Annotated in this window: 19 protein-coding genes; 2 read left to right on the plus strand and 17 right to left on the minus strand. The window is 49.8% G+C overall.

Features of this window, described 5'->3' with window-relative positions:
- The 17 genes from LQ777_RS29900 to LQ777_RS30730 all read right to left on the minus strand — a co-directional run bounded on the left by LQ777_RS29900 (position 1) and on the right by LQ777_RS30730 (position 16,347).
- Complete coding sequence (locus LQ777_RS29900) at positions 1–3,210, minus strand: lantibiotic dehydratase (RefSeq protein ID WP_232564094.1); 3,210 nt, start codon at positions 3,208–3,210, stop codon at positions 1–3.
- 195 nt (positions 3,211–3,405) lie between these two features.
- Entirely contained in the window at positions 3,406–3,621 is a 216-nt protein-coding gene (locus tag LQ777_RS29905) for a class I lanthipeptide (RefSeq protein WP_232564095.1), read from the minus strand.
- Between the two features lie 41 nt (positions 3,622–3,662).
- On the minus strand, positions 3,663–3,875 hold the full coding sequence (locus LQ777_RS29910; protein ID WP_232564096.1) for a class I lanthipeptide: 213 nt from the start codon (positions 3,873–3,875) through the stop codon (positions 3,663–3,665).
- Positions 3,876–3,932: 57 nt separating this feature from the next.
- Complete coding sequence (locus LQ777_RS29915; RefSeq protein ID WP_232564097.1) at positions 3,933–4,148, minus strand: class I lanthipeptide; 216 nt, start codon at positions 4,146–4,148, stop codon at positions 3,933–3,935.
- A gap of 69 nt (positions 4,149–4,217) precedes the next feature.
- Positions 4,218–4,430 (minus strand): class I lanthipeptide, encoded by a 213-nt coding sequence (locus LQ777_RS29920; RefSeq protein ID WP_232564098.1) that lies wholly within the window; start codon positions 4,428–4,430, stop codon positions 4,218–4,220.
- Positions 4,431–4,519: 89 nt separating this feature from the next.
- A complete protein-coding gene (locus tag LQ777_RS29925) occupies positions 4,520–4,723 on the minus strand; it encodes a class I lanthipeptide (protein ID WP_232564099.1) in 204 nt (67 codons plus the stop codon).
- A 39-nt stretch (positions 4,724–4,762) separates the two neighbouring features.
- Entirely contained in the window at positions 4,763–4,954 is a 192-nt protein-coding gene (locus LQ777_RS29930) for a class I lanthipeptide (RefSeq protein WP_232564100.1), read from the minus strand.
- Between the two features lie 123 nt (positions 4,955–5,077).
- Positions 5,078–6,061: a hypothetical protein gene (locus LQ777_RS29935; protein WP_232564101.1), complete on the minus strand. Its 984-nt coding sequence runs from the start codon at positions 6,059–6,061 to the stop codon at positions 5,078–5,080.
- Between the two features lie 27 nt (positions 6,062–6,088).
- The gene (locus LQ777_RS29940; RefSeq protein ID WP_232564102.1) at positions 6,089–8,278 is read right to left on the minus strand and encodes a peptidase domain-containing ABC transporter; all 2,190 of its coding nucleotides are present in this window, start codon (positions 8,276–8,278) and stop codon (positions 6,089–6,091) included.
- A 2-nt stretch (positions 8,279–8,280) separates the two neighbouring features.
- On the minus strand, positions 8,281–9,210 hold the full coding sequence (locus tag LQ777_RS29945; protein WP_232564103.1) for an LLM class flavin-dependent oxidoreductase: 930 nt from the start codon (positions 9,208–9,210) through the stop codon (positions 8,281–8,283).
- Between the two features lie 79 nt (positions 9,211–9,289).
- Entirely contained in the window at positions 9,290–10,522 is a 1,233-nt protein-coding gene (locus LQ777_RS29950) for a lanthionine synthetase LanC family protein (protein WP_232564104.1), read from the minus strand.
- Complete coding sequence (locus LQ777_RS29955) at positions 10,519–11,703, minus strand: lanthionine synthetase LanC family protein (protein ID WP_232564105.1); 1,185 nt, start codon at positions 11,701–11,703, stop codon at positions 10,519–10,521. Before LQ777_RS29955 ends, LQ777_RS29950 begins: the two co-directional genes overlap by 4 nt.
- A 17-nt stretch (positions 11,704–11,720) precedes the next feature.
- Positions 11,721–14,162: a TonB-dependent receptor gene (locus tag LQ777_RS29960; protein ID WP_232564106.1), complete on the minus strand. Its 2,442-nt coding sequence runs from the start codon at positions 14,160–14,162 to the stop codon at positions 11,721–11,723.
- Between the two features lie 121 nt (positions 14,163–14,283).
- Positions 14,284–14,493 carry a hypothetical protein gene (locus LQ777_RS29965; RefSeq protein ID WP_232564107.1) on the minus strand — a complete coding sequence of 70 codons (210 nt, stop codon included), beginning with the start codon at positions 14,491–14,493 and terminating at the stop codon, positions 14,284–14,286.
- Positions 14,494–15,273: 780 nt separating this feature from the next.
- The gene (locus LQ777_RS29970) at positions 15,274–15,849 is read right to left on the minus strand and encodes a hypothetical protein (protein ID WP_232564108.1); all 576 of its coding nucleotides are present in this window, start codon (positions 15,847–15,849) and stop codon (positions 15,274–15,276) included.
- 24 nt (positions 15,850–15,873) lie between these two features.
- On the minus strand, positions 15,874–16,083 hold the full coding sequence (locus LQ777_RS30725) for a hypothetical protein (RefSeq protein WP_425276974.1): 210 nt from the start codon (positions 16,081–16,083) through the stop codon (positions 15,874–15,876).
- Between the two features lie 108 nt (positions 16,084–16,191).
- On the minus strand, positions 16,192–16,347 hold the full coding sequence (locus LQ777_RS30730; protein ID WP_425276975.1) for a carboxypeptidase-like regulatory domain-containing protein: 156 nt from the start codon (positions 16,345–16,347) through the stop codon (positions 16,192–16,194).
- Between the two features lie 1,098 nt (positions 16,348–17,445).
- Between LQ777_RS30730 and LQ777_RS29980 the strand changes: the two genes are divergently transcribed.
- Complete coding sequence (locus LQ777_RS29980; protein ID WP_232564110.1) at positions 17,446–17,832, plus strand: hypothetical protein; 387 nt, start codon at positions 17,446–17,448, stop codon at positions 17,830–17,832.
- Between the two features lie 219 nt (positions 17,833–18,051).
- Complete coding sequence (locus LQ777_RS29985) at positions 18,052–22,500, plus strand: CusA/CzcA family heavy metal efflux RND transporter (protein ID WP_232564111.1); 4,449 nt, start codon at positions 18,052–18,054, stop codon at positions 22,498–22,500.

The following is a 22,500-nucleotide window of genomic DNA, read 5'->3' on the forward strand; positions in this document are numbered from 1 at the left end:
TCAAGAGTTAACGATAAGCTCGGCCTGAGCAAGCGCAACCTGACGAACAGGTTTAGCTTTGCTCCGGGCAATCATCGATTCGTAGTATTTACTCAGATAATGGTAGATCACCAGTTCGTGCGCCCGCTGGTTGGAGATAAACATGCGGTTGACAAACATATGGATGTAGCTAGGCATCAGGTCGTCGGGGCGCAGGGCATCGGCGTGGCTGTGCTGTACGGCAAAAATATCCCGCACTACCCGTTGGTTTTGCACCGACCGAACCTGGAACATATCAATCGCTTCAGTAATACCATTTTCTTCGTCGTGTTCGGGATTCATAAAACGTTGAATCTCTTTTGAATGCGCCCGGTATTTATCGTTCAGCTGAACCATGAGCGGGGTCCCTCCGCCAAATTCGCGGTAAAAATTATCGCGCATCTGTGTGATCAGTCGGTGTTTATCGGGTAACGCATACTGACAGTCTTCCAGCAGCATATGGATACCGCGTAGGGCAAGCCGCCAGCGATAACTTTCACCCGCATCACCTTCAAGCATATCCAGCACGTTGACGATTGCAACACTGTCGTTAAAGAACAGATCCTCGGTCAGGGCTATTGTTCCCACGCCATACCGCTCGATTTCGCGCTGGTACGTATCGGTTTGCAGCTTATAAATAAGCCCATCCTGCAAATAAGGCTGAAGCACATCGTAGGCCGCTTCCATGGCTTTTTTATAGAAACGTTCATCTGTACCACTGTGCAATCGTAGACGCAGGTGTTCGTCGGTATCACGGTAGCGGATAAAAAACCATTTATTGATCACACCCGCCGTCAGGAGCTGTTCGGTCAGCGGCTTTATAGCCGATGTCAGCAGCCGCTCGGCGGTTTTCGTGCCGGCATACAATTTTAGATATAGCCATTCGCTGCCGGGCGCAAACACGCGTCGTACCGGAATCGGCTGAGGAGGTTTGGTAGCCGTTCGGCTACTGGCAGTATGAAACTTACGGTAGGGAATGATCAGCTCGTTCGTGTAACGGCCGGCCGCATCACTGACAAAGCAGTTCTCGGGTGTTCCCAAAAACTCGGCCAGCAGCGCTTTTCGGCGTTTCCGCAGTTTATCCCGCAGGATCTGGCAGGCGTACTGACTTTCCAGATCGATCAGTAACTCATTGTCAGCTTCCACCAGGGTTACGTAGCGAGGCATCTGCCGCTCCTGCCGAAGCGTCTGAAAGCGAGCAAAAAAGTCCGTTTTTTTATCCGCGAGTTCCGGCATCTCATCCAGACTGAACCGCCATTGGGCTTTACTCAGGATGACATGCTTGTACGTAACGCGGGGCAGAAACGACTGATCGCTTAATAAACCCCAGTCCCAGAAAACACTACTGTTCAGACCATATGCTTGCAGGTCACACAGAAACTTATAGATAGCAAGACCCCGGTGAAAATTATGTGCCGACGTCAACCGAGGAATTACTTCCTTATTGTGTTTTTTCGACCGCAGAACAATCCGGGAACCGTATGGTACTGACACCATTAGGTCATCGAGCGGAATCACGTTTTCTGCCTCGACCGAAGCCGTTCCCAGATACGGAATTTCGTATTGCCGCAGCGTTGGCCGCATTAGAATATTGCCAATGCGGGCTTCTGGCAAATGAACCACTTCGGCGTAGATCGCATCGGGGTTGTGTTGCTCTTCGTAAGCGATGCATTCTTTCACCTGCCGGGTTAGCGACTCGCTCCCGTGGCAGAACCGACCGAGTAGATTCACCGCCGACGGGCCGTTGCACGACATTAGGCTAAACTGAAACTGTCCCTGGTCCAGCGCTTCGGGCGAGTTAGCTAGTAAGCTACCGAAGAGGAAAAAACTATCTGGAATCCGCACCTCGCCCGTTGTAGTTGCCAGCGCAGCGAGGTCGGCGTCGGTCAGTTCGAGGCTCTGCCGACCGCAGGCAATGGTTTTTTTAAAGGCTTCAAATTTAAACCGGTCGGCTTTTTCCCAGGCAGCTGTCGCTTTTTTAGCATTCGTTGGAAAGATTAAATCATCGATCAGGGGCAGGTGGTCGGCCCGGCTACCGGATACCTCGCCATAGCCGATTCCAGTTTCAGCATCCAGCACCAGAAGCAAGGGTATTTCCTGCTCTTCATAGCGCTCATAAAACCGCTTCTTGAACGATTCGAGAGTTGGGTTGGCGTTTCGGCTACTCAGCACGAACAGCTTGTCGAAATCGCGGGTAAGTACATTGGTAACGGATTCGTTTATCTGATTTCGGGTAGTCTGGAAAAACAGGTCCGTCTGAATCAGATCTTTCGCGTTGGTATGCGTAAAGCTGCTGTTGATGAGTTTATTCAGGCTTATGTATTTGTGTGGATCATCGCGTTGATCCTGCAACAAAGTCTTAATTTCCAACAGTTTCTGTGTTACGGATTCGCAGTTATCAAACTGTCCAAGCCGCTCAAGCAGTACTTCGTAAAACTCCCGACCGGTTACAGTAGGCTCCAGTTCGCTGACCAGCACCTGGCTGGCAATGACATCGTCCACAAAGTTCAGCGCTTCATCCAGTGTAATCGTTGCCGACACCAGCGATTGAGCAAGGTCCCGCCGGTAAGCGCCCTGCTGGGCAGCCGTCAGAATGGTATCGAGGTAGTCCGTACGCACCAGCGACGATAAAAAATAGGACCGCTGTTTGTTCTTCAATCGAAACTCGACGTAACGCAGTTTGTCGCCCAGTCGATACAGGCTTGTATTCGGAAAATAGCGAAGCTGAGCTTTTACACCAGGGTCCTGGCAGATCGCTTCTGCCAGCTCGGCTACGTAGTTCATGTCCAGCCGGGAGTGTTTCCGATACCGGGCTGATTCGTCGAACCGAACGGCCGTCGGTTCATCGGTGAGTGTACCAACGGAGCAACCCGCAAACAACCCGTAGGGCGTACAGCGGCTTCCCATTCGATGGTAATATTTATAAAGCGTTAATAATAACTGTTCGCTATCCTTACCGGCTGCTGTTTCCTGATTCAACCACTTTTCAAATTCCCGATACAGCTCCGGCGAAGCGACGTAAATGGCTTCCTGAAACAGGGGGTCGGCAAAGCGACTGCGCAATCGCTCCTCAAAGGCGGCCCGGTCGCCGGCATTGACGGTATCGTTGAAGGCCAGCAATTCGTCAATTGAGCAAAGCGGATTTCGCAGTAGGTAAAAATCATGTGAACCGATAGTAAGCGTTGTTTTCATAATTTACGAAGCAGAATAATGCGTTTGATTATTGAAAAATAGATTTACCTACAGATATTTGTATTGCTTATTTATTGAAAGTGAAGGCTATTTTTCTGCTCAGACGAATGGCTCACTAGTTAAGCCGCACCAATCGGTGCGGCTTACTTTTTTACAAGACGTACCGCTCGGTACGTCTTATAGGGCAGTCACCAACTACGCGGCTTTCGTATTGCAGGAGTTGTTACAACATGAATCCCACTCGAGCTTATCATCTTCGTCGGATGCACCTTCGACAGCCGCAGGCTGGTTACAGGAAGCAGATTGCACGGTTGCGCCACCGACTAAGGCTTTGAGTTGAGCTTCGTCGAGCCGTGAGATGGTTTCTTTGTCTAATGCTAATTTATTGCCGAGTTCAATTTTCTTTTTCATTGTGCTTAGTTATTAAAAGTAAAGGATAGATAAGTTAGAGACTATGCAGCTTTAGTATTGCAGGAATTATCGCAGCAGGAGCCAGCTTCGAGTACTTCTTCATCGTCAGCATTTTCCGCAACCGCTCCGCCATTACAGGAGATTGACTGCACGGTTGCGCCACCTACCAAGGCTTTAAGTTGGGCTTCGTCAAGCCGTGAAATGGTTTCTTTGTCCAGTGACAACTTGTTGCCAAGATCGATTTTCTTTTTCATTATGCTTAGTTATTAAAAGTAAAAAAATACTTCTGGTAACACTACCTTTTACGGCGATTAGGCCGCTACTCCGCCATTGCAGGAATTATTACAGCAGGATTCTACTTCCAGCGTCTCGTCTTCATCCGATTCAACGTTGGCCGCTCCGCCATTACAGGAGATTGACTTAACAGTTGCGCCACCTACCAAGGCTTTAAGTTGGGCTTCGTCGAGCCGTGAAACGGTTTCTTTGTCCAGTGACAGTTTGCCGATCAGATCAATTTTCTTTTTCATTGTGCTTAATTATTAAAAGTGAAAAAATAGGTAATTGGTAAAGGCATTGAGCAGGCTTGATAGCCCGGTTTAATAGTCAGCTGTTCGATCGCAGGTATTTCCGCAGCAACTCTGATCAATCATTGTCTCTGGGGCTGCGTCATTTGCATGGCAGGAAAGGCTTTGCATGGTGTTCGTTTGCCCACCGATCACCTGTTTCAACTGCTGCTCATTCAAGATCAGGATCGTCTCTTTGTCAAGCGATAGTTTACCCAGTTTACTGAATGCGTTAAATTTCTTCATCCGGTTGATGATCAATGCCTGAGCGGCACAATACTATTGAATAGTGAGGTAATTGAAGCAACTATGATGAGCGTCAGAAGAATTTCAATCTACAAGTTAGGTCCTTTGCAGCTGTCACGGCAGCACGACTCCGGAAACTCCAGGGCTAATTCAGCTTCCATTTCGGCGTTACAGGATAAGGATTGTGGAACCGTCTGCCCGCCGGCAACTGCACCAAGCTGCTTTTCATTCAGCCGGGAGATCGTCTCTTTATCCAGGCTCAACTGTTCAATTTTGATTGATTTCTTTTTCATAGCTTATTTAGTATCCGTTCGTAGCTCCTCTACCAGTCCTCAGTTTGTATCATTACAAGTTAAGTAACAGCAGGACTGCGTAACGATTTCCGCGGCTTCATCACGCCCCGCACAGGAAAGGGTCTGGCGTTCTTCGCCACCTTCAATCTGCATAAGCTGGTTGTCACTGAGTCGCGAGATGGTTTCCTTGTCTAAATCTAGTTGATCGATCTTAACGGGCTTTTTTTTCATAGTTTTAGAACTGATTATTAAGACTTTATTGATTTTTTCTTTTCGTTACGAAGCACGCGATTAAACTGAATTTGTCGAAAAAAAATCGACTAAACGAGGTTGCTTTTAGACTAATTGAGGCTCTCAGCCGACTAATCTTAACTCGTAATAGTCATGAATGAACGACGTAATAGCTTGCTTCTCGGTAGGTTGGTTCAGCAATTCAGCTACCCGGGCCGCATCCCAGAGCAAGAGCAGTTTAAACGCGTCATAGCGCTCCGAATAGCCATTAAGAAACGTCGTTGACCGACGCAGATAAGCGTTCGCACTGTCGCGTACGTACAAACTACGCTTTGTCTGAAACCAATCTAACGCTACTGTATATACGTCAGAAGAATTGGCAACTCGTTTGAGTGCTTCTGTAAACGCTTTCGATCGTTGAATAACGGATGTCTCAAGTGCTGGAAAGCGAAAACAGTCCCGGCAAAAATCGAAGAAGGCAAACTCAAACATGGTATCAATCGGCTGAATTTCGCTGTACTGACGAAGGTAAACCGCTCCCCAGTTGCCTACGTGTAAGGGTTTATGACAAGGCATAATCATGTAATGCAATATATTCAGCACCAGATCAGCAGCAGCATCAAAACGCTTGCGGAAGGCGAGCGTTCGGCTCATGTTTTGTAGCACGTGTAATTTGTGGCCGTGAAAGGCGTAGTACACAGATTGCAACGTATCGTCAATGCTAAGCGCACGGGCTACACTATCTTCTGCCGCACTATACTGGCCCATCCGATACTGGTAATACGCCACCTTTGAGCAGTAGAGCACTTCGGCCAGCTGGCGTGCTTCGCCCGTCAGATCATCCAGGCGCTGATAAGCATGAGCAAATGCAGCACCTGCCGCCGACAGGTCGCCTTTTTTGCAGAGGGCGAGTGCCCGGACGCCGTCGCTCCAGCGCTCGTCGAGCAGCGCGAACACGGTATCACCTAACCGCTGTCGGGCTACTTGGTTAATCGAGCGTAGTGCATCGGGAGGAAAGACGATAGGCTTGCGGCTGTCGGCCTTCGCCTTTAAGGTTCGGGTAGCGTCCAGCAGTCCTTCCCAAGCCAGCGAGGAATTCGTTGTCATGGCGTATAATAAATAAAGGGTTCGACATTAGTTTCCTAGCTCGAGTTGATTTTTGACGAGTTCGTAGTAGTGAGCCCGGTTCCCGACCAGTTCCTCATGGGTACCTTCTTCAACGACTTCGCCCCGGTGCAGCACCACAATCTTGTCGGCATGGCGAACGGTACTGAGTCGGTGTGCAACCACAACGACGGTCCGTCCCTGAAAAAACTGCTCCAGATTACCCATAATAACTTTCTCGTTATTGGCGTCCAGTGCGCTCGTAGCTTCGTCGAAGAAGATGTAGTCTGGCTGTTTATAGACCGAACGAGCAATCAGAATGCGTTGCTTCTGCCCCTGGCTAATACCATTACCTTCGGCACCGATTTTTACGTTGTAACCAAGTGGCGCATCTTCGATAAACTGCTGTAAGTTAGCCACTTTGATGGCGTGTGCCAGTCGTAAATGGTCAATACTTTCGTCACCGATAGCGATGTTGCGGGCTATGGTATCGGAGAAAATAAAGCCTTCCTGCATAACGACTCCGCACTTCCGACGCCAGAACTGGTGGCTGATCGAGCCGAAATGCTGCTCGCCTACCCGAATTTCGCCCCCGTCGGGTTCGTACATCCGCAACAGCAGTTTAAGAACAGTCGTTTTACCGCTTCCGCTCGTGCCCACAATGGCGGTGGTACGTCCCTCCGGAATGGTAAGGTTAATATGTTTCAGAACCGGCACATTACCCGCACCCGGATAGGCGAAAGACACATTTCGCAGGATGATATCCTGTCGTTCGGGCAAGTAATGCATCAGCGGTTTGCCGTCGGGCTCTTCATCGGGCACCATGTGGATATCGTTCAGACGATCCATGCTTAGCTTAGCATCCTGCGTGACTTGCATCAACTGGATGAGCTGCTCAATGGGCGAGTTCAACTGCCCGATGATGTACTGGACCGCCAGCATTTCGCCCAGGCTCAGTTGCCCCTGCAGAACGGCTTTAGCAGCCAGAAAGATGACGACAATGTTCTTACCCTGGTTTATAAAAAATGCCCCTACCTGTTGGTTCTGATTCAGGGCCAGACTCTGTGTATTAAGTCGGAGGAACCGGGCCTGAACTCGCTCCCATTCCCATATTTTCTGGGTCCCGCAATCATTGAGCTTGATTTCGTGAATGCCACTCACAAGCTGCATAATTTGATTCTGGTTCTGCGTCGAGATCGCAAACCGCTTGTAGTCTAGCTTTTTCCGGTACCGCAGGAAAATGACGACCCAGGCTGCGTATAATAAACTTCCGATGATGAATACAGCGAAAATGGGCACGCTGTACGCTAGTAACACTCCGCCGAAGACAAGTAAGTTAACTAGCGAAAACAGGGTATTCAACGTGGTATTCGTCAGGAAGGCTTCAATGCGGTTGTGGTCGCTCATGCGCTGCATAATGTCGCCGGTCATTTTGGTGTCGAAAAACGACAGCGGCAATCGCATGAGCTTGACCAGAAAATCCGACAGAATCGCCAGTCGTATTCGAGTACTGATATGAAGTAGAATCCAGCCCCGGATAAAATCCAGGGAGGTTTGCCCCAGCGCTAGCATTAGCTGTCCCCCAAGCACCAAATAAATAAAGCTCAGGTTATGCGTGTTGATCCCGACATCGACGATTGATTTGGTCAGGAAAGGAAAGATCAGTTGCAGTAAACTCCCCACAATGAGTCCAACCAGCAATTGGAGCAGCAGCTTTTTGTAGCTCAGAAGATAGCTGTACAACTTCTGTAAGCCCAGCCTGGTTTCCGATTCGCCGTCCTGTTCGTAGAACCGGGGCGTCGGTTCGAGCAGTAGCACGACGCCCTGTCCAACGCCGTTTTTCTGCGTGCTAGTCCAATGCTGAGCAAATTCCTGCTGCTTGTACGTAATAAGCGAGCGACCTGGATCAGCAACGAAGATTTTATCTTTTTTGACTTTGTGCACCACCACAAAATGGTTCTGGTCCCAGTGCGCAATGCAAGGTAATGGTATCTCCTCGGTAACAAGCTTATCGATGGAGAGTACAGTACCCATGGTTCGGAAACCAATGCTCTCAGCCGCTTTACTAATGCCGAGCAGTGATACTCCGTCCCGGCTGTATTTGGTGAAGTTACGCAGGGTATTTAGCGTGTAGGTTCGGCCGTAAAACCGTGAGATCATCCGAAGGCAGGTCGGCCCGCAATCCATGGCATCAAGTTGCCGGTAGTGAGGAAACAGCATGGTTAATTGGCGTTCAGCTTAAACGTATCACTGATTAGTTCGAGCCCTACCATGCGGTCTTTGGGTTGCAGAGCTGCACTCATAAAAATGACTTCGTCGATGCCATAGCGCTCACGCAGAGTCATCACTTCGTCGTAGAATTTTGCCGGGCTGCCAAATACATCCCCTCTCCCTACCGATGCTTTTTTATTCAGCGCATTAGCAATCCGCCGGGCTTTCTGCGATGTCTGATGACAGCAGCCTGCCACAGCCAATGTGATTTGCGGCTGCACCTTGTGTCGTTGGTAATATTCTTCCCGAAATGCCTGTAATTTTTCTTTTTCGTAGGTCATATCGGAGCCATTGTGGAAAATAGACCGGGCAAAGTTCGTTTTCAGACTAAGCGCCCGGTTCAGACTACCGTACGAAACGCCCAGCGTCCAGACCGCTGGCACCAACCCTTTGTAGGGCGGTATAATCACACCTTTACCGTTCTGGAACAATTCTTCTTCATCGTGCAGATAATGAACCAGTTCAGTCAGTTTATCGTCGAATATACCGCGTAGCGTCTGGTTGCTCTGCTGAATAGAGTACTGCGCTACAGTTTCGCTCACTACGCCGTTGGCGACGCCCAGATCGATTCGACCGGGAAAAAGATTGGCCAACAGTTTAAACGAACTGGCAACGTGATAAGGCGTATGGAGGCTGAGCAGAATACCGGCTACACCCACTTTAATCCGCTGGGTCATGCCCGCCAGCAGCGGAACCAATGCCTGCGGATTCGACCAGGCCGAACGCACCTGCGGAACGTGGTGTTCAGCAATCCAGAACCGGCTAAAGCCCAACTGGTCCGCGTAATTCGCGTATTCGACCAGGTCTTCGATGACCCGGAGACTATTAAGTTTACTATGTCGAAGGCCAAAGTCCAGTAAGCCTACGCGAATTGGTTCCATAAGCTGAAGCAGTTATGATGTAGCTATGTTCAACGTTTATCTGGGGTCTCCCACGGCGTGGGAACACATGACAATGAGGCTAGGAGAGCAGAAAAATACGATCCCAGGCATAGTCTTCGTCGCTTACCGACGAGAGCAACACGAGCGACGAGCCAACAAATCCTTCAAGCAGTTCGCCTGCGTGGCTGGCATAGACAGGACTGGTCAATTCCTCTTCGAGAAAATCTACAGTTTTGGCGATCCAGTGCCGGTAGGCCTCAAGATAGACGGTCTGGCCCGTCAAATCATAAAATCGTTTATAATACTGAGACACTCCGGCAGTGCCGTGACAAAAATGACTATCCCGAATGATGGTTTCGCGCGGTGAGTGCCGCTTAATGACTACAGCCCCGATATCATCGGCAAGTGCCGTCCAGTCGGGTCGATGCATCCGTTTACCCGCCTGATAGAGCAGCATCATCTCGTTTAGATCCCCGTAACACCAACCTAAACGGGCGCCATATTCTTTACTGTTTTCGGGCGAATCCAGGGGGCTGTTTTCATCAATGGTCAACGGGAACTGCGAATATTTTCCTTGCTGTGGATCAGGTGGTGTGCGGAAACTCATCAGGTACCGAATGCCCTCACTAACCATCGTTTCGATCAGTGGCTGAGCAATGCCCTGCTCGTGTATTCGCATCAGAATCAGCAGGATACCACATAAACCATGTGCCAGACCTAGATTTATGTTATCGGACTGGTTCATGCGCGCAATATGTGTGTTCGGAAAACGCAGGCCCCGCTCGTCGCGAATCGCCAGTTGATCAAGAATGCTTACCATCGTCTCCAGGTAAGGCCGAACCGCCGGGTTTTTCAGCCGACGAGTCAGATACAGCACCGCGCCCATGCCGCCATGCAGGTAATCAGTATTACCTTTGGCCAACTCGGGTAAGGCCCCCTGGTAAATCAGTTCGTCGAATTCGACCAGTTGATCTTCGAAGTCAATATCGATAATGCCTTCTTCGATCAGCAACGACATTACATAGCCGAAACCCGAAAGCCCGAACGAAAATGGGTATTTGAGTAGATACGGGGAGGTTTTTTCCTGAATGTTCGACACGATTTCTTCCAGAATCGCCACGGCCCGTTCGCCAAAAAGTTCATCCTGGTAATAGCGGAACAGGTAGAAATAATAGACCATCCGCCCAATGCGCCCCGACAACAGTGTATCGTTTTTGGGTACCGACGTTTCGATCTGGTAGCGGAGTTGGGCCAGTTTTCGCTCAATTGCGATTTTCTCAACAACCATGGAAGTACGCTCAGGGGCAATCATAATAACCAGATTAATTCGTCAAAAGAATAATTATCACGTTGGCTGTATTTCATCAGGGTAGCACCGATGCCCGCAATTCCTTCAATAAACGAAGTGTTTGTATGAGAAAAATGCTGGTTGAAAACACCCTGAAAACCAGCCGTCGTGTTGTCGTACGTAGCAAAGTCAGTAATTCGCTCATACCAGTACCGGGCAGCTTCATCAAACTCCGGCTGACCGGTCAGCTCGTAGACTTTGTCGAAGATCAGCGCCGTTCCCGACGCGCCGTACAGAATGCCAGCATCCCGAATGCCGCTTTCGGTGGTTGTGCGCCGGGTCGCTGAAAAGGTCAGCACTTCCAGTGCTTCCTCTTCGATCAGCGTGTCCTTCAATACCTGAGCAGCCCGCAGCAAACTGTAGCCCGTACCCATATCGCCGTAGCACAATCCCAATCGCGACCGCTCCGGTTTTTCACTCAGAATATCTGGGAAGTATGACCCTACCTGCTGGTAATTCTGCTTCTGCACGAACAGGAAGCCCACAGCCCGACGAATGGTGTCGGCAGCCAAATCGGCCTGAATACCAAGTTCGACGGCACGACACAAAAATAAAATCAGGGCAGCCGAACCATGCGAAAGACCGAGATAGATGCGATCATCCCCGAACAGTTTAGACGGCCAGAACAGATGGCCGACTTGATCTGTTACGGCAATCGCGCGCAACCCAACCACCAGGTCAGCGATCGACTGACGTACCGAATCCTGTGAAGCTACCCGGCTCAGAAAGTAAAACCCTGGCCCCAATGCGCCGGTGTACGGATCGAAGTCCCGCCGTTCGAGCGCACTCTTCATAACATTGGTCAACAGGAAATCTGATCCACTCAGTAACTCATTGGTTTCTATCTCAATGACGTTGTTAGCCCGGGCATATTCCAAGAAAATGCCAAGTTCTGCCAGCTCTTTGGGATAGTTACGTCCCAGATAAGGCTGTGTTACGCGGTGGATAGCCTCCGTCAGCAGCGTTTGGGCATGCTTATTCGCGGTTTCGTCCCCGGCAAAATCGGCGTAATATGCCCAGAATAGAACCTTACCCAGCAATCCATTGGTATACCCGAAGGCCGTTAACTGGTTGGTTGGCAGAGCAAGGCAGTCCGCAATCCGATGTATGGTGGTGGTTACATCTGTTTCGATGAAAGCTCCCATAAGTACCTGTTGCAGATTTAATGATTGATGCGGTTCAGTTCGGCTTCGCTACCAAGGCTGCGCTGGCGCGTCTTGAGCCCCTTTGTGCCAAACTTGTAGGTGAGTGTCGCTCGAACAAGCCGGGTGTCACGGTATACCAGATCGCTTACGTTCTGATTGTTTGCCAGCGTTTTTGTCCCATAGCGACGGGTCCAGAAAATATCGTTGGCGTTTATTTTCAGGCTGGCTTTATTGTTCCACAGACTTTTCTGCAAGCCCAGATTTACGTTGAATGTGCTAAGTTGCGTGGTCGTCGCATACTGGAAAGGCCCCTGGTAATTAATGGATACATCCGCTTTGTACCCTTTATTCAGCGTAAACGTATGCACCGAACTCGCGTAGTACCCCCACGAAACCACGTTCAGGTTATTACCCAGAAAATTACGGTCTTTCACTTTTCCGTATGTACCGTAGATATTATTTGAGCTTTCCCACCATTTCGCCAACTGTACCGGGAAATTGATGTTTAAACCAATACCACTGGCTATGCCTAGGTTAGTGATAAAGTGACGCGTAATCTTGGTGTCCTGAAATTGCTCGAAGGTTTCGTAGAATGCATCCTGCTGATAACTGTAATCGAGCGTCGTCGTAATGCTGTTGTTTAGCGTATGCGTCAGTGTAAACACGTAGGCTTTTGCCGGATTCAGGTACGGATTTCCCTGAAAGTAGGAGTACTGATTCGTGAATAAAATGAACGGGTTCAGGTTGCTGTAGCTGGGTCGGTCAATTTCCCGGCGAAAGCCGAACGACAACTGGTTTTTCTCGCCAAAAGCCCGCTCAATGTATACGTTAGGAAACAGGTTGGTGTAGTTCCGGCGAATCAGCGTATTAGTCGTTATTGAGTTAATGTCAGCGTTGGTCTGTTCAACCCGAAGCCCACTCTGGATTTGCCATTTGTTGATGGTTTTGCGGAACGTAACGTAGCCGGCGTTGATATTTTCCTTGTAAGCAAAATTATCAGTTCGACTGGGGTCGTTAAGCCAAGGGCCGCCATCAATTCGTTGTACGTTATAGCGCACATCATTACTGGTCGTGACAAAAGCCGACTTTGCCCCAATCTCTACGGTGAGTCCGTTCCGAAACGGCATACTGTAATCGACTTTGTAAGTCGTAAACTGTGTCGTATAGGCAGGCAGGTTCTGTAACCCGTCGCGGTAGAGCGAGACGTCAGGATTCATGTACTTCAACCGTCCGATATAGAAGGAATTGCTCGAAAAGTAATCCCGCCCGTAGTCGACGTTTACTTCGATGCTCCGCCCGTTGGTGTCGAGAGTTCCTTTGTAATTAAAGTTGTAGGCCAGGAAATTCTGTCGCGCATTGCGTTTGCCTGTTGTGGTCAGGTTTGAATCGACCTGAGAAGCCATATGGCTGAAATCTGTTGTGGAAAATTGATCTGCGTTGCTCCGAAGCCAATTGCCGTCAGCACTTACTCCCATTACATGCTTGTCCGACAAGAAATAATCCAGGCCCAGCTTACCCGTATGGCTTAACGCCTGCCCCGATGATTTAGAATTGGTCAGCAATTGAATCGGCCCTTGCTGGTTCTGAAACTGACTCCGTTCTTCGCCTTGCCGCCAACTGCGGTTGTTGCCATAGCTGTAATTTCCAAACAAATTCAACTTACCGGCTTTGTAGTTAAAACTTCCGCCCGCTGTGTATTTGTTGTAGACGCTCTGCGTCATCCCTATATTCAGGTTGCCGTTAAAGCCCGGTCTTGTATTTTTTTTCGTCTTAATGTTGATAATGGCTCCAGCAAATGAGTCATACTTCGCCGAGGGCTGCGTAATGAGTTCAATAGTGGCTATGTTGTCCGACTTCAGACTCTTAAGCAATGAGTTCAGGCTTTCGCCGGATACCTGAACTTGTTTGCCGTCAATCATCACCATCGTCGCTTTTCCTTGCATTGACACCTTCCCGTTGTCTGAGACAAGGACTCCGGGCGACCGTTCGAGAACATCTAAAACCGAATTGCCCGAGCTGACGACACTGTTTTCGACGTTGACAACAAACCCATCTGACTTCTTTTCGACGAAAGGTTTACTGCCTACTACCTTTACCTCCGTGAGTTGTTTAACCTCGGACAAAAGTTGAATGGTCCCCGCATTGTATTCGGCTTCATTGCTGATCGTGAATGACTGGCCGGTATATTTCTGGTAACCTACAAAGCTGACATTTAACCGATAACTGCCTGGCTCGAGGTTATCAATGCTAAAATGTCCATCTACATCAGCAATTCCTCCTTTTACGAATGCCGAATCGGTGGCCTGCATTACGGCAACGGTTGCAAAGGACACTGGCCCAACAGCCGCATTTTGCCCCTGCACCAAACCAACCAGTCGGGTTTTGCCCTGCCCCATTGCATTGATGTCTGCTAACGCTAGCACACACCCGATAAATAATAGTTTATAGGCCTTTTTCATACGCATTAATGATCAAGAAGTAGTCATGTATTTACCATTGTCTCTTCATCTTTCTCTACCAAAGCAACATAGCTCCACCCCATCAATCAATTTATTTCGACCACTTCACCAGCCGTATCGACTAATGACTGTTTTCAGAATGTGAGTATGGGGGAAGAGGAAGTTGTCCATTCGTCCGTTCGGTTTCTATGTCGAGCGAAACGGTTGCGGATCCAATCGGTCGTCCTCCCAGAATGGCTTCCATGTCTTCGGTTTGCAGTCGTAAAAAACCATCCCGGTCGGAGAGGGAGGTTTTCTTTTTATCGCTAAAAAGCCGTTTAAAAATGTTCATAACTAAAGCCGTTCAATGTTTTGCCTGTCATTTAGGTATAAAAAAAGCGTCCTAATAGACCATCATCTATTTTTTTCGACCGATGAAAAGGAGTTTTCGACCAAATCGCCACCCGCTCAGACGAGTGTTGGCGGCTATCACCAATAGATGACATTTCGTCTGAGTAGGCGGTTTAACCGGGTAGTTTATACCATTGGGCGATATCGAACACAGGCTAAATTCGCTCAAGCATACACTCTGAAATCAGAAACATACCGCTGTACCTAAGGTCCGTTAAAACAGGCGGTTTGTCTGCATTGATCCCAAGAAAACCGGACCTTTCAATCAATCGGATCGAGTCAGGTTTTCGACCTTCGTACCGATTTTGAAGTAATTATCAGCAAAGCATCGAAGTCTTTCTATTGAACCCGCTCCCGATACTCTTCTGATCTTGATCTTACTTACCTCCGTAGCAGGGTAATTAGACTATTGACGCCATAAGTACATTGAGCGCAGAGAAACACAATCAACCTGAACGACAAGCCGGGCTGTCCCTATCAGACCATCATGATTGGACAACGGCAAGGTGAATCAGGGTTAGTGTTCTGTCAGGTATTTTGCGCTCCGTCTTAGTAGTCAGCAACCAATGCCAGTCATTAGAAACAGCGCCGATCTGGCAAAGGGATTGCCGACCAGCTAATCGGATATGGCTTAGTGAGCGAAATTTTCATATCCGCCCGGTTATAAACGTTACCCTGTATAAAGAGAAACGGATAGATACGGCTTTCTTTTTCAGTGATACTATTCTGGTAAACGAATTTGCTCATCCGGATTATAGTCCAGCGGCAGATCATGCGCTATTAATTCCCAAGTCCAGTACCCTTCGCTGCGGATACCATGCGGACGCCAAAATTGACCGGTGGCATCGACCGTCACACTGGCTTCCAGCGTTCGCAACAAAGAATATTGGAAGCCAGATCCGTTGGCCGTGCTGGCCGAACGGCGGGCGCGCTGAAAAGCATAAGGCTCCTGCTCTTTCGTGTACGTTACCTGAATCAGATCGGTGAAATAAACAATGGGTTCAAGCGCTGTTGAGCGAACGGTATCCAGAATTACTTTGTTCGAGGCCATTGGCAAAGCGCGTATCTTCTTGGGATTAGTCAACGAGCGTATTTTCAGCAGGCTGTCGCCGGGTAAACCGATCAGGCGAACGTCGCCCCAGCTATTTTTTCGTTCAATCACTTTCTGAATGACAAATCCCTGCTGAGTCAACTGCCGGGTAAACAAGGCCCGGCCAAAATGCATTATCGAACCAAAATAAGCTTTGCGCCGATTCACCATCCAGCACTGTGCTTCAAGGGTGTCGTTGGGGATCAACGGCTCAAAGACCGAATTGCCCTCCTAAGAAACGAGTAAGGAATCATAGCTGTAGCGGAAATAATCTAATTGAAACCGTAGTCGATAGCCTAGAGCCTTGTTGTCAATAACCAGTGGCTGCTGAGCGGAAACAATCAGCGTTTGCCCGCTTTGGTTAAACATCAGAACGTCTGGATTAACGATCCGGCACAGGTCAGCATTCTGACTTTGCCCAATAAAGTTGTTGGTAAACAACAGGAGTTGCTTTCGCCAGTCAGGCCCGCGACGCCGGTGTGCTTTGACCGTAATAGCGTCCAGCTGACTATCAACGGGCTTAAGCTCAAACCGGTACGTATGCTGATCCTAAGTCTCGATTGTCGTCTTCAGCGTAGCGAATCCAAGGTAGGAAACGATCAGATCGAACTTGCCGGTGGGAGCGTTCGATAAGGTAAAAGAGCCCACCTGATCGGTAACTGTTCCTTTGGTGGTACCAGGCAGAAAGACCGTGGCGAAGGGCAACGATTGCTGATCCTTTCCGGCCCTGAATGGTAAATTGGGCTCAGCTTACGTGAGTCAGCAGTACGGTTAGCAGCATTACCGGCTGTATTCTAAAAACCAGTAGAAAAAGCCGTTTCGATTGATCCACTTTATCCGGAAAGCGAAGGCTAAATAAACACAATGATTTCTTCTAAAGATAAGATGATTTAAAGAAAAATGGACCGAACAGGATCGACTCTTTTTTCACAAAAACGGATGGATGCGGCTTAGTTGATAAATAGCCCTCATTCTCAGTAGAGAGCCGACCATTGATCATCTTTAGATCCTTTATGGAAGGGCACATATGCGAACTGTGATCCTGCATTTCCGGTTATAAACCGACTTTTAGGAGGATTCTGCGTATATAGACTCCAGAAAGTTGGTTTTTCAAGGACTATCGTCCGTTCAAATTGAGTCTGAATCAGCTGCGAAGCAAATAAGAACCAATAAAATATAGCGCTCCAAAGCAATATAGTATATAATAATGCTAAATTAATACAGTAAGCTATAGTTACAAGGGTTAATTGATGAGTACCGGCTTTCGGCTAACTCCCCCCAAAAGTCGGTTTGCTTTACTACAAAAGTCAGTATTTGACTCGCAATGAACCTGTGCTTTTCCACCATTAAAATCGTGACATACAACATATTATTCTCTTTTAATCAACGGTTTTCATAGTACTTAGCTTTGTGATTTTTTGAGAATATGATTCCTCTGTAAAGCGGTTTCGTCCACCGGTTTCAGGATCAGCCCCTAGCTTCGACCAATACCATCAACAAGCATACACCTGATAAGCGATTGCCTCGGACGCCCGGATTAGCAAATCAGCTGCCAGCTAGGGTCTACCGGTCTTTTTTGGTTATACCAAGCACACTAATCGACCTGCACCGTATGACAGCAACCGGGTCCATACTAAGCCGAAGGCGCACCCAGACAGGATTTCGTTCGTATCGTTTTGGATGATCTGTCCTGAAACAAGTTTACCAAGTCGATTCTGGTCTATTTCTAAATTAAGATCCGTGCAGGGCTTTCTTGAACTTTCTGCTGACCTTTGCGCTAAAGCAGGTAAGGGAATCGAGACAATGAAGTCAATTGTTGCTTTTTTGCTGGCTATACAACTCCTGGGAAGTAGTTTGCTTCCAGGCTTCGGTATCGATCAGTCCAGTCGGCTGATCGATCTGGTCCAGCATTTTCAGCAACACCAGGCAACAAACCCTGACCTTGGCTTCCTGGATTTTATGGTGATGCATTACGGCGCAGATTCCGCCCATCAGAAGCACCCCAACCACAGTCACCATAATCTGCCAGCCGCCGGTCATGCCGCGCCTGTATTTACCGCTCCTGCCGTCGTGCTGCTTTTATCAGCACCCGTATGTCTGATGATCTTGGCTAGATCAGCCTGCTTTCGTTACGCCAACCTATACTCTTTCGTCAGCGTAAATACGCTGATCAATCCGCCCCGACGCTGATGTAAGCGTACCTCTTGGCCGGATTGTATCCATGCGGACTGGTTTTCCTACCAGTTTCCTGTTTTTTCCATAACACATTCCTGTTAAGCAGCCGGGTCGATCCGGCTATATGTCCTGTTTGCCCGACGGCTTACAGCTGCCGGTTGCACGCCACCAGACAGCGCTCTGCGCGTCTGTATCCTCGCCTAATCTTATCCTGACTCATTGGTTGTCGTCACGATGCTGAACGCTATCATCTATTTTTCAATTCGTAATAAATTAATCATTGGTCTGTTTACGCTGGCGCTGATCGGCTGGGGTATCTGGTCGGCCTCGCAGTTGCCGATCGATGCCGTGCCTGATATCACCAACAATCAGGTGCAGGTCATCACCAGCACTCCGTCGCTAGCGGCTGAAGATATCGAACGACTGGTCACGTTTCCTATCGAAGTAAGCCTGAGCAGCATTCCCGGCATTACAGAACTCCGTTCCTTTTCCCGATTTGGCCTGTCGATTGTAACCGTAGTCTTTACCGACGCGACGGATGTGTACTGGGCTCGTCAACAGATCAGCGAGCGCTTACAGACGGTTGTAGGGCAAATTCCCCCCGGCGTTGGCTCACCGACAATGGCACCTGTAACGACGGGCCTGGGCGAAATATTTCAGTATACGGTGGTTCCCCAAAAAGGCTACGAAAACCGCTACTCCTTGAGCGATCTCCGCACTATTCAGGACTGGACCATCCGACGATCTTTGCTGGGTACGCCCGGGGTAGCCGACGTGAGTGGTTTTGGTGGTCTGCTGAAACAGTACGAAATCGCTGTCGACCCCGACCGACTTCGCAGTGCCGGGGTCACGATGACCGATCTTTTTACCGCCCTTCAGCAAAACAACCAGAACACCGGTGGCGCTTACATCGACAAAAAGCCGAATGCGTTTTTTATCCGGTCGGACGGTCTTATTCATTCACCTGATGACGTAGCCGACATTGTTGTCCAGCTGAACGCGCAGGGGTTGCCCGTGCGGGTACGGGATGTTGCTCAGGTAGGCATCGGATCGGCGGTGCGCTACGGGGCCGTTACGCGGAATGGACAGGGCGAAACCGTGGGAGCTGTTGTAATGATGGTTAAAGGCGAGAACTCCTCGGCAGTCATTCAGCGGGTCAAGGAAAAGATTACCCAGATTCAGCAGACGCTGCCCCCTGGTATTCAGATCATTCCTTTCCTGGATCGTACTAAAATGGTGAACAGCGCTATCGGAACCGTTGAGCGTAACCTGCTGGAAGGAGCTACCATTGTGATCGTTGTGCTGGTTCTACTGCTAGGTAATTTCCGGGCGGGCTTCGTCGTTGCTTCGGTCATTCCGCTAGCGTTGCTATTCGCAATCTCCTTGATGAATCTATTCGGCGTATCGGGCAACCTGATGAGTCTGGGCGCTATTGATTTCGGTCTGATTGTCGATGGAGCCGTGATCATTGTTGAAGCGACGCTGCATCACATCACGCTTCGCAACAAGGATAAGCTGCTCACGCAGCGTGAAATGGACGACGAAGTATTTCTGTCAGCAGGGCGTATCCGGTCATCTGCCGCTTTTGGCGAGATCATTATTTTAATCGTTTACCTGCCGATTCTGGCCCTGTCGGGTATCGAAGGAAAAATGTTCCGTCCCATGGCGCTGACGGTAGCGTTTGCCATTCTGGGCGCGTTTATTCTTTCGATTACCTACGTACCGATGGTTTCGGCCTTGTTGCTCAACAAAAAAATCACACATAAAACTTCGTTTTCGGATCGCATCATCAAACGCATTCATCGGGTGTATGAGCCGATTCTGGTGAAGGCTCTTGCGCATCGTCTGCTGATTCTGAGCGGTGCCGCCGGGCTACTGGTCGTAGCGGTTTATGCATTTTCCCGTATGGGCGGTGAGTTTATTCCGCAGCTTGATGAAGGCGACTTTGCCGTCGATACGCGCACGCTCACGGGCAGTTCACTTTCCGAAACGATTGACGCGACGCAGAAAGCCCAGCGCATTCTGCTCAACCAGTTTCCGGAGGTCGAACAGGTAGTGGGGAAGATCGGCTCTGGCGAAATCCCGACCGACCCGATGCCCATCGAAGCGGCTGATCTGATGGTTATTCTCAAGCCGAAGGCTGATTGGACATCGGCTTCCACGCGTGACGAACTGGCGGAGAAAATGGCGGACGCACTGGCCGTTATTCCGGGCGTAACCTTTGGTTTTCAGCAACCCGTGCAAATGCGTTTTAACGAATTGATGACCGGCGCACGGCAGGACGTAGCCCTGAAAATATACGGGGAGGATTTAGCCCAGCTCACTAAACTGGCCGACCAGGTGGGTAGTTTGATCCGGACAATTGACGGTGCCAAGGACCTGTATATCGAGCAGGTAGGGGGGCTATCCCAAATCCTGATCCGTCTCGACCGGGCACAGATTGCCAAGTTTGGGCTGAACGTAGCGGATGTAAACCGGGTCATCAATACGGCCTTTGCCGGACAATCGGCAGGCCAGGTGTTCGAAGGTGAAAAACGCTTTGATCTGGTGGTTCGGTTGGCGGCTGACAAACGCCAGAGCATCGATGACATTCGCAACGTATACGTACCGGTTGCCGCCAGTGCTACCAGACCCGCGCAGCAGATTCCACTCGGTCAGCTTGCTCAGGTAACCATGCAGGAAGCACCTAATCAGATTCAGCGGGACAACGCGCATCGACGAATCACACTCGGATTCAACGTCCGGGGCGAGTCCACGCCAGACGCATCTGCGCGGAGCGAATCCACAGGAGGCCGCGATGTGGAAAGCATCGTTACGGAATTGCAGCAGAAAGTAGGACAGCATATCAAATTTCCTCCCGGTTATTCGATTACGTACGGGGGGCAGTTTCAGAATCTGGTCGATGCAAAAAAACGATTGAGCATTGCCGTACCGATTGCCCTGGCCCTGATTTTCGCCCTGCTCTTTTTTACCTTCAACTCCGTCCGGCAGAGTTTACTTATTTTCATGGCAATTCCGCTGGCGGCCATTGGGGGTGTGTTTGCCTTATTGATCCGGGGAATGCCTTTCAGCATATCGGCCGGTGTTGGATTCATTGCCCTCTCTGGTGTTGCGGTTCTGAATGGCATCGTGCTGATCGCTGAATTTAACCGGCTGCGGCACGAAGAGGGCCTGACCGATATGGCCGAAATCATTCGGCTGGGTACCGAAGTACGACTCCGGCCCGTGATCATGACGGCACTGGTCGCTTCATTTGGTTTTATTCCGATGGCCGTTTCGAACTCAGCCGGTGCCGAAGTACAGAAACCACTGGCCACCGTCGTGATCGGCGGACTACTAACGGCGACTGTGCTGACACTCCTTATTTTACCCATTCTTTATTCGCTGATCGAACGAAAAGCGGTAGCTAAGGAAGCCAGAGCCGCCAGTTCGTCAGGGCCCGGCCCGGCGGCAGGACTAGTTGTGATACTGCTTGTAGCGCTGACTACCACCAGCCGGGCTCAAGGACCGCAACAAATTACGATTCAGCAGGCAATCCAGCAGGCTACGAACCGGAACGGTCAGTTGCAGACGGCCAATCTGGGCGTGAGCCAGCAGCAGGCCCTACGCCGGACAGCCTACGATGCCGGTCGCCTGTCAGCCTCGCTTATGCTGGGCCAATACAACAGCCGCCGGTTCGACAACAACCTCACCCTTACGCAAACTATTCCCAATCCAACCCTGATGCGTCGACTGGCCCAGCTAAACGACCAGCTGGTAAGCGCCCGGCAGGCTGGGGTAGCCGTAACGCAGCAAGATATCCTGTACGGGGTTAAATCAGTGTATTACGAGTTAAATTATCGCTACCGGAAGCGAATACTTTTTCAGCAGCAGGATACCGTCCTGACGGAGTTTGTAAAGGCGGCCGGGCTACGCTTTAAAACAGGCGAAACGGGTAGTCTGGAAAAAGCGTCGGCCGAAAGTCAATTGGCCGAGCAGCGGGTACGATTAGCGCAGCACGAAGCGTCCATAATGGCGAGCCGGGTCCAGCTGCAAACGTTTCTTTACAACCAGCAGCCGATTGATATTTCGGCGGAGCCACTGCCCAAACCGGCCATTGAAGCCATCCAGGATAGTGCTTCGCTGGCCCGCAACCCGCTGCTCCTGCAGTTGCAGGAGCAGATCCAAGTTGCGGAACAGAGCCGGCTTGTCGAGCAGGCCCGGATGAAACCAGATTTTCTAGTGGGCTTGTTTAGCCAGACTCTGATTGGCAATCAGTTGATTAACGGACAGGAGCTTTTTTTTGGACCCGGTTATCGGTTCAATGGGGGACAGATTGGTATTACACTTCCCCTGCCCGGTCAGCCGCAGAAAGCCCGCATCAATGCCGCCCGAATCGGCGAGCAAATTGCCCGGACGGAACTGAAGAATCAGCAGTTCGCACTTAGTCAGCAACTGAGCCAGGCGGTTCAGCAATATGGGCTATTTCGGCAGGCACTGGCCTATTACGAAGCCAATGGACTACCCCAGGCCGAACTGATGCAGCAAAATGCCCGCAGCAGTTTCAGCCGTGGCGATATCGGTTACGTAGAATTTTCACTGGCGCTTCAACAAGCCTTCACGATCCAGTCAAACTACCTTGACCTGCTCAATCAATACAACCAATCGGTTCTATACATCAATTATTTACTGGGTAATCCCTGA

Origin of the sequence: Spirosoma oryzicola, from assembly GCF_021233055.1 — a bacterium.
GTDB classification, from domain to species: domain Bacteria; phylum Bacteroidota; class Bacteroidia; order Cytophagales; family Spirosomataceae; genus Spirosoma; species Spirosoma oryzicola.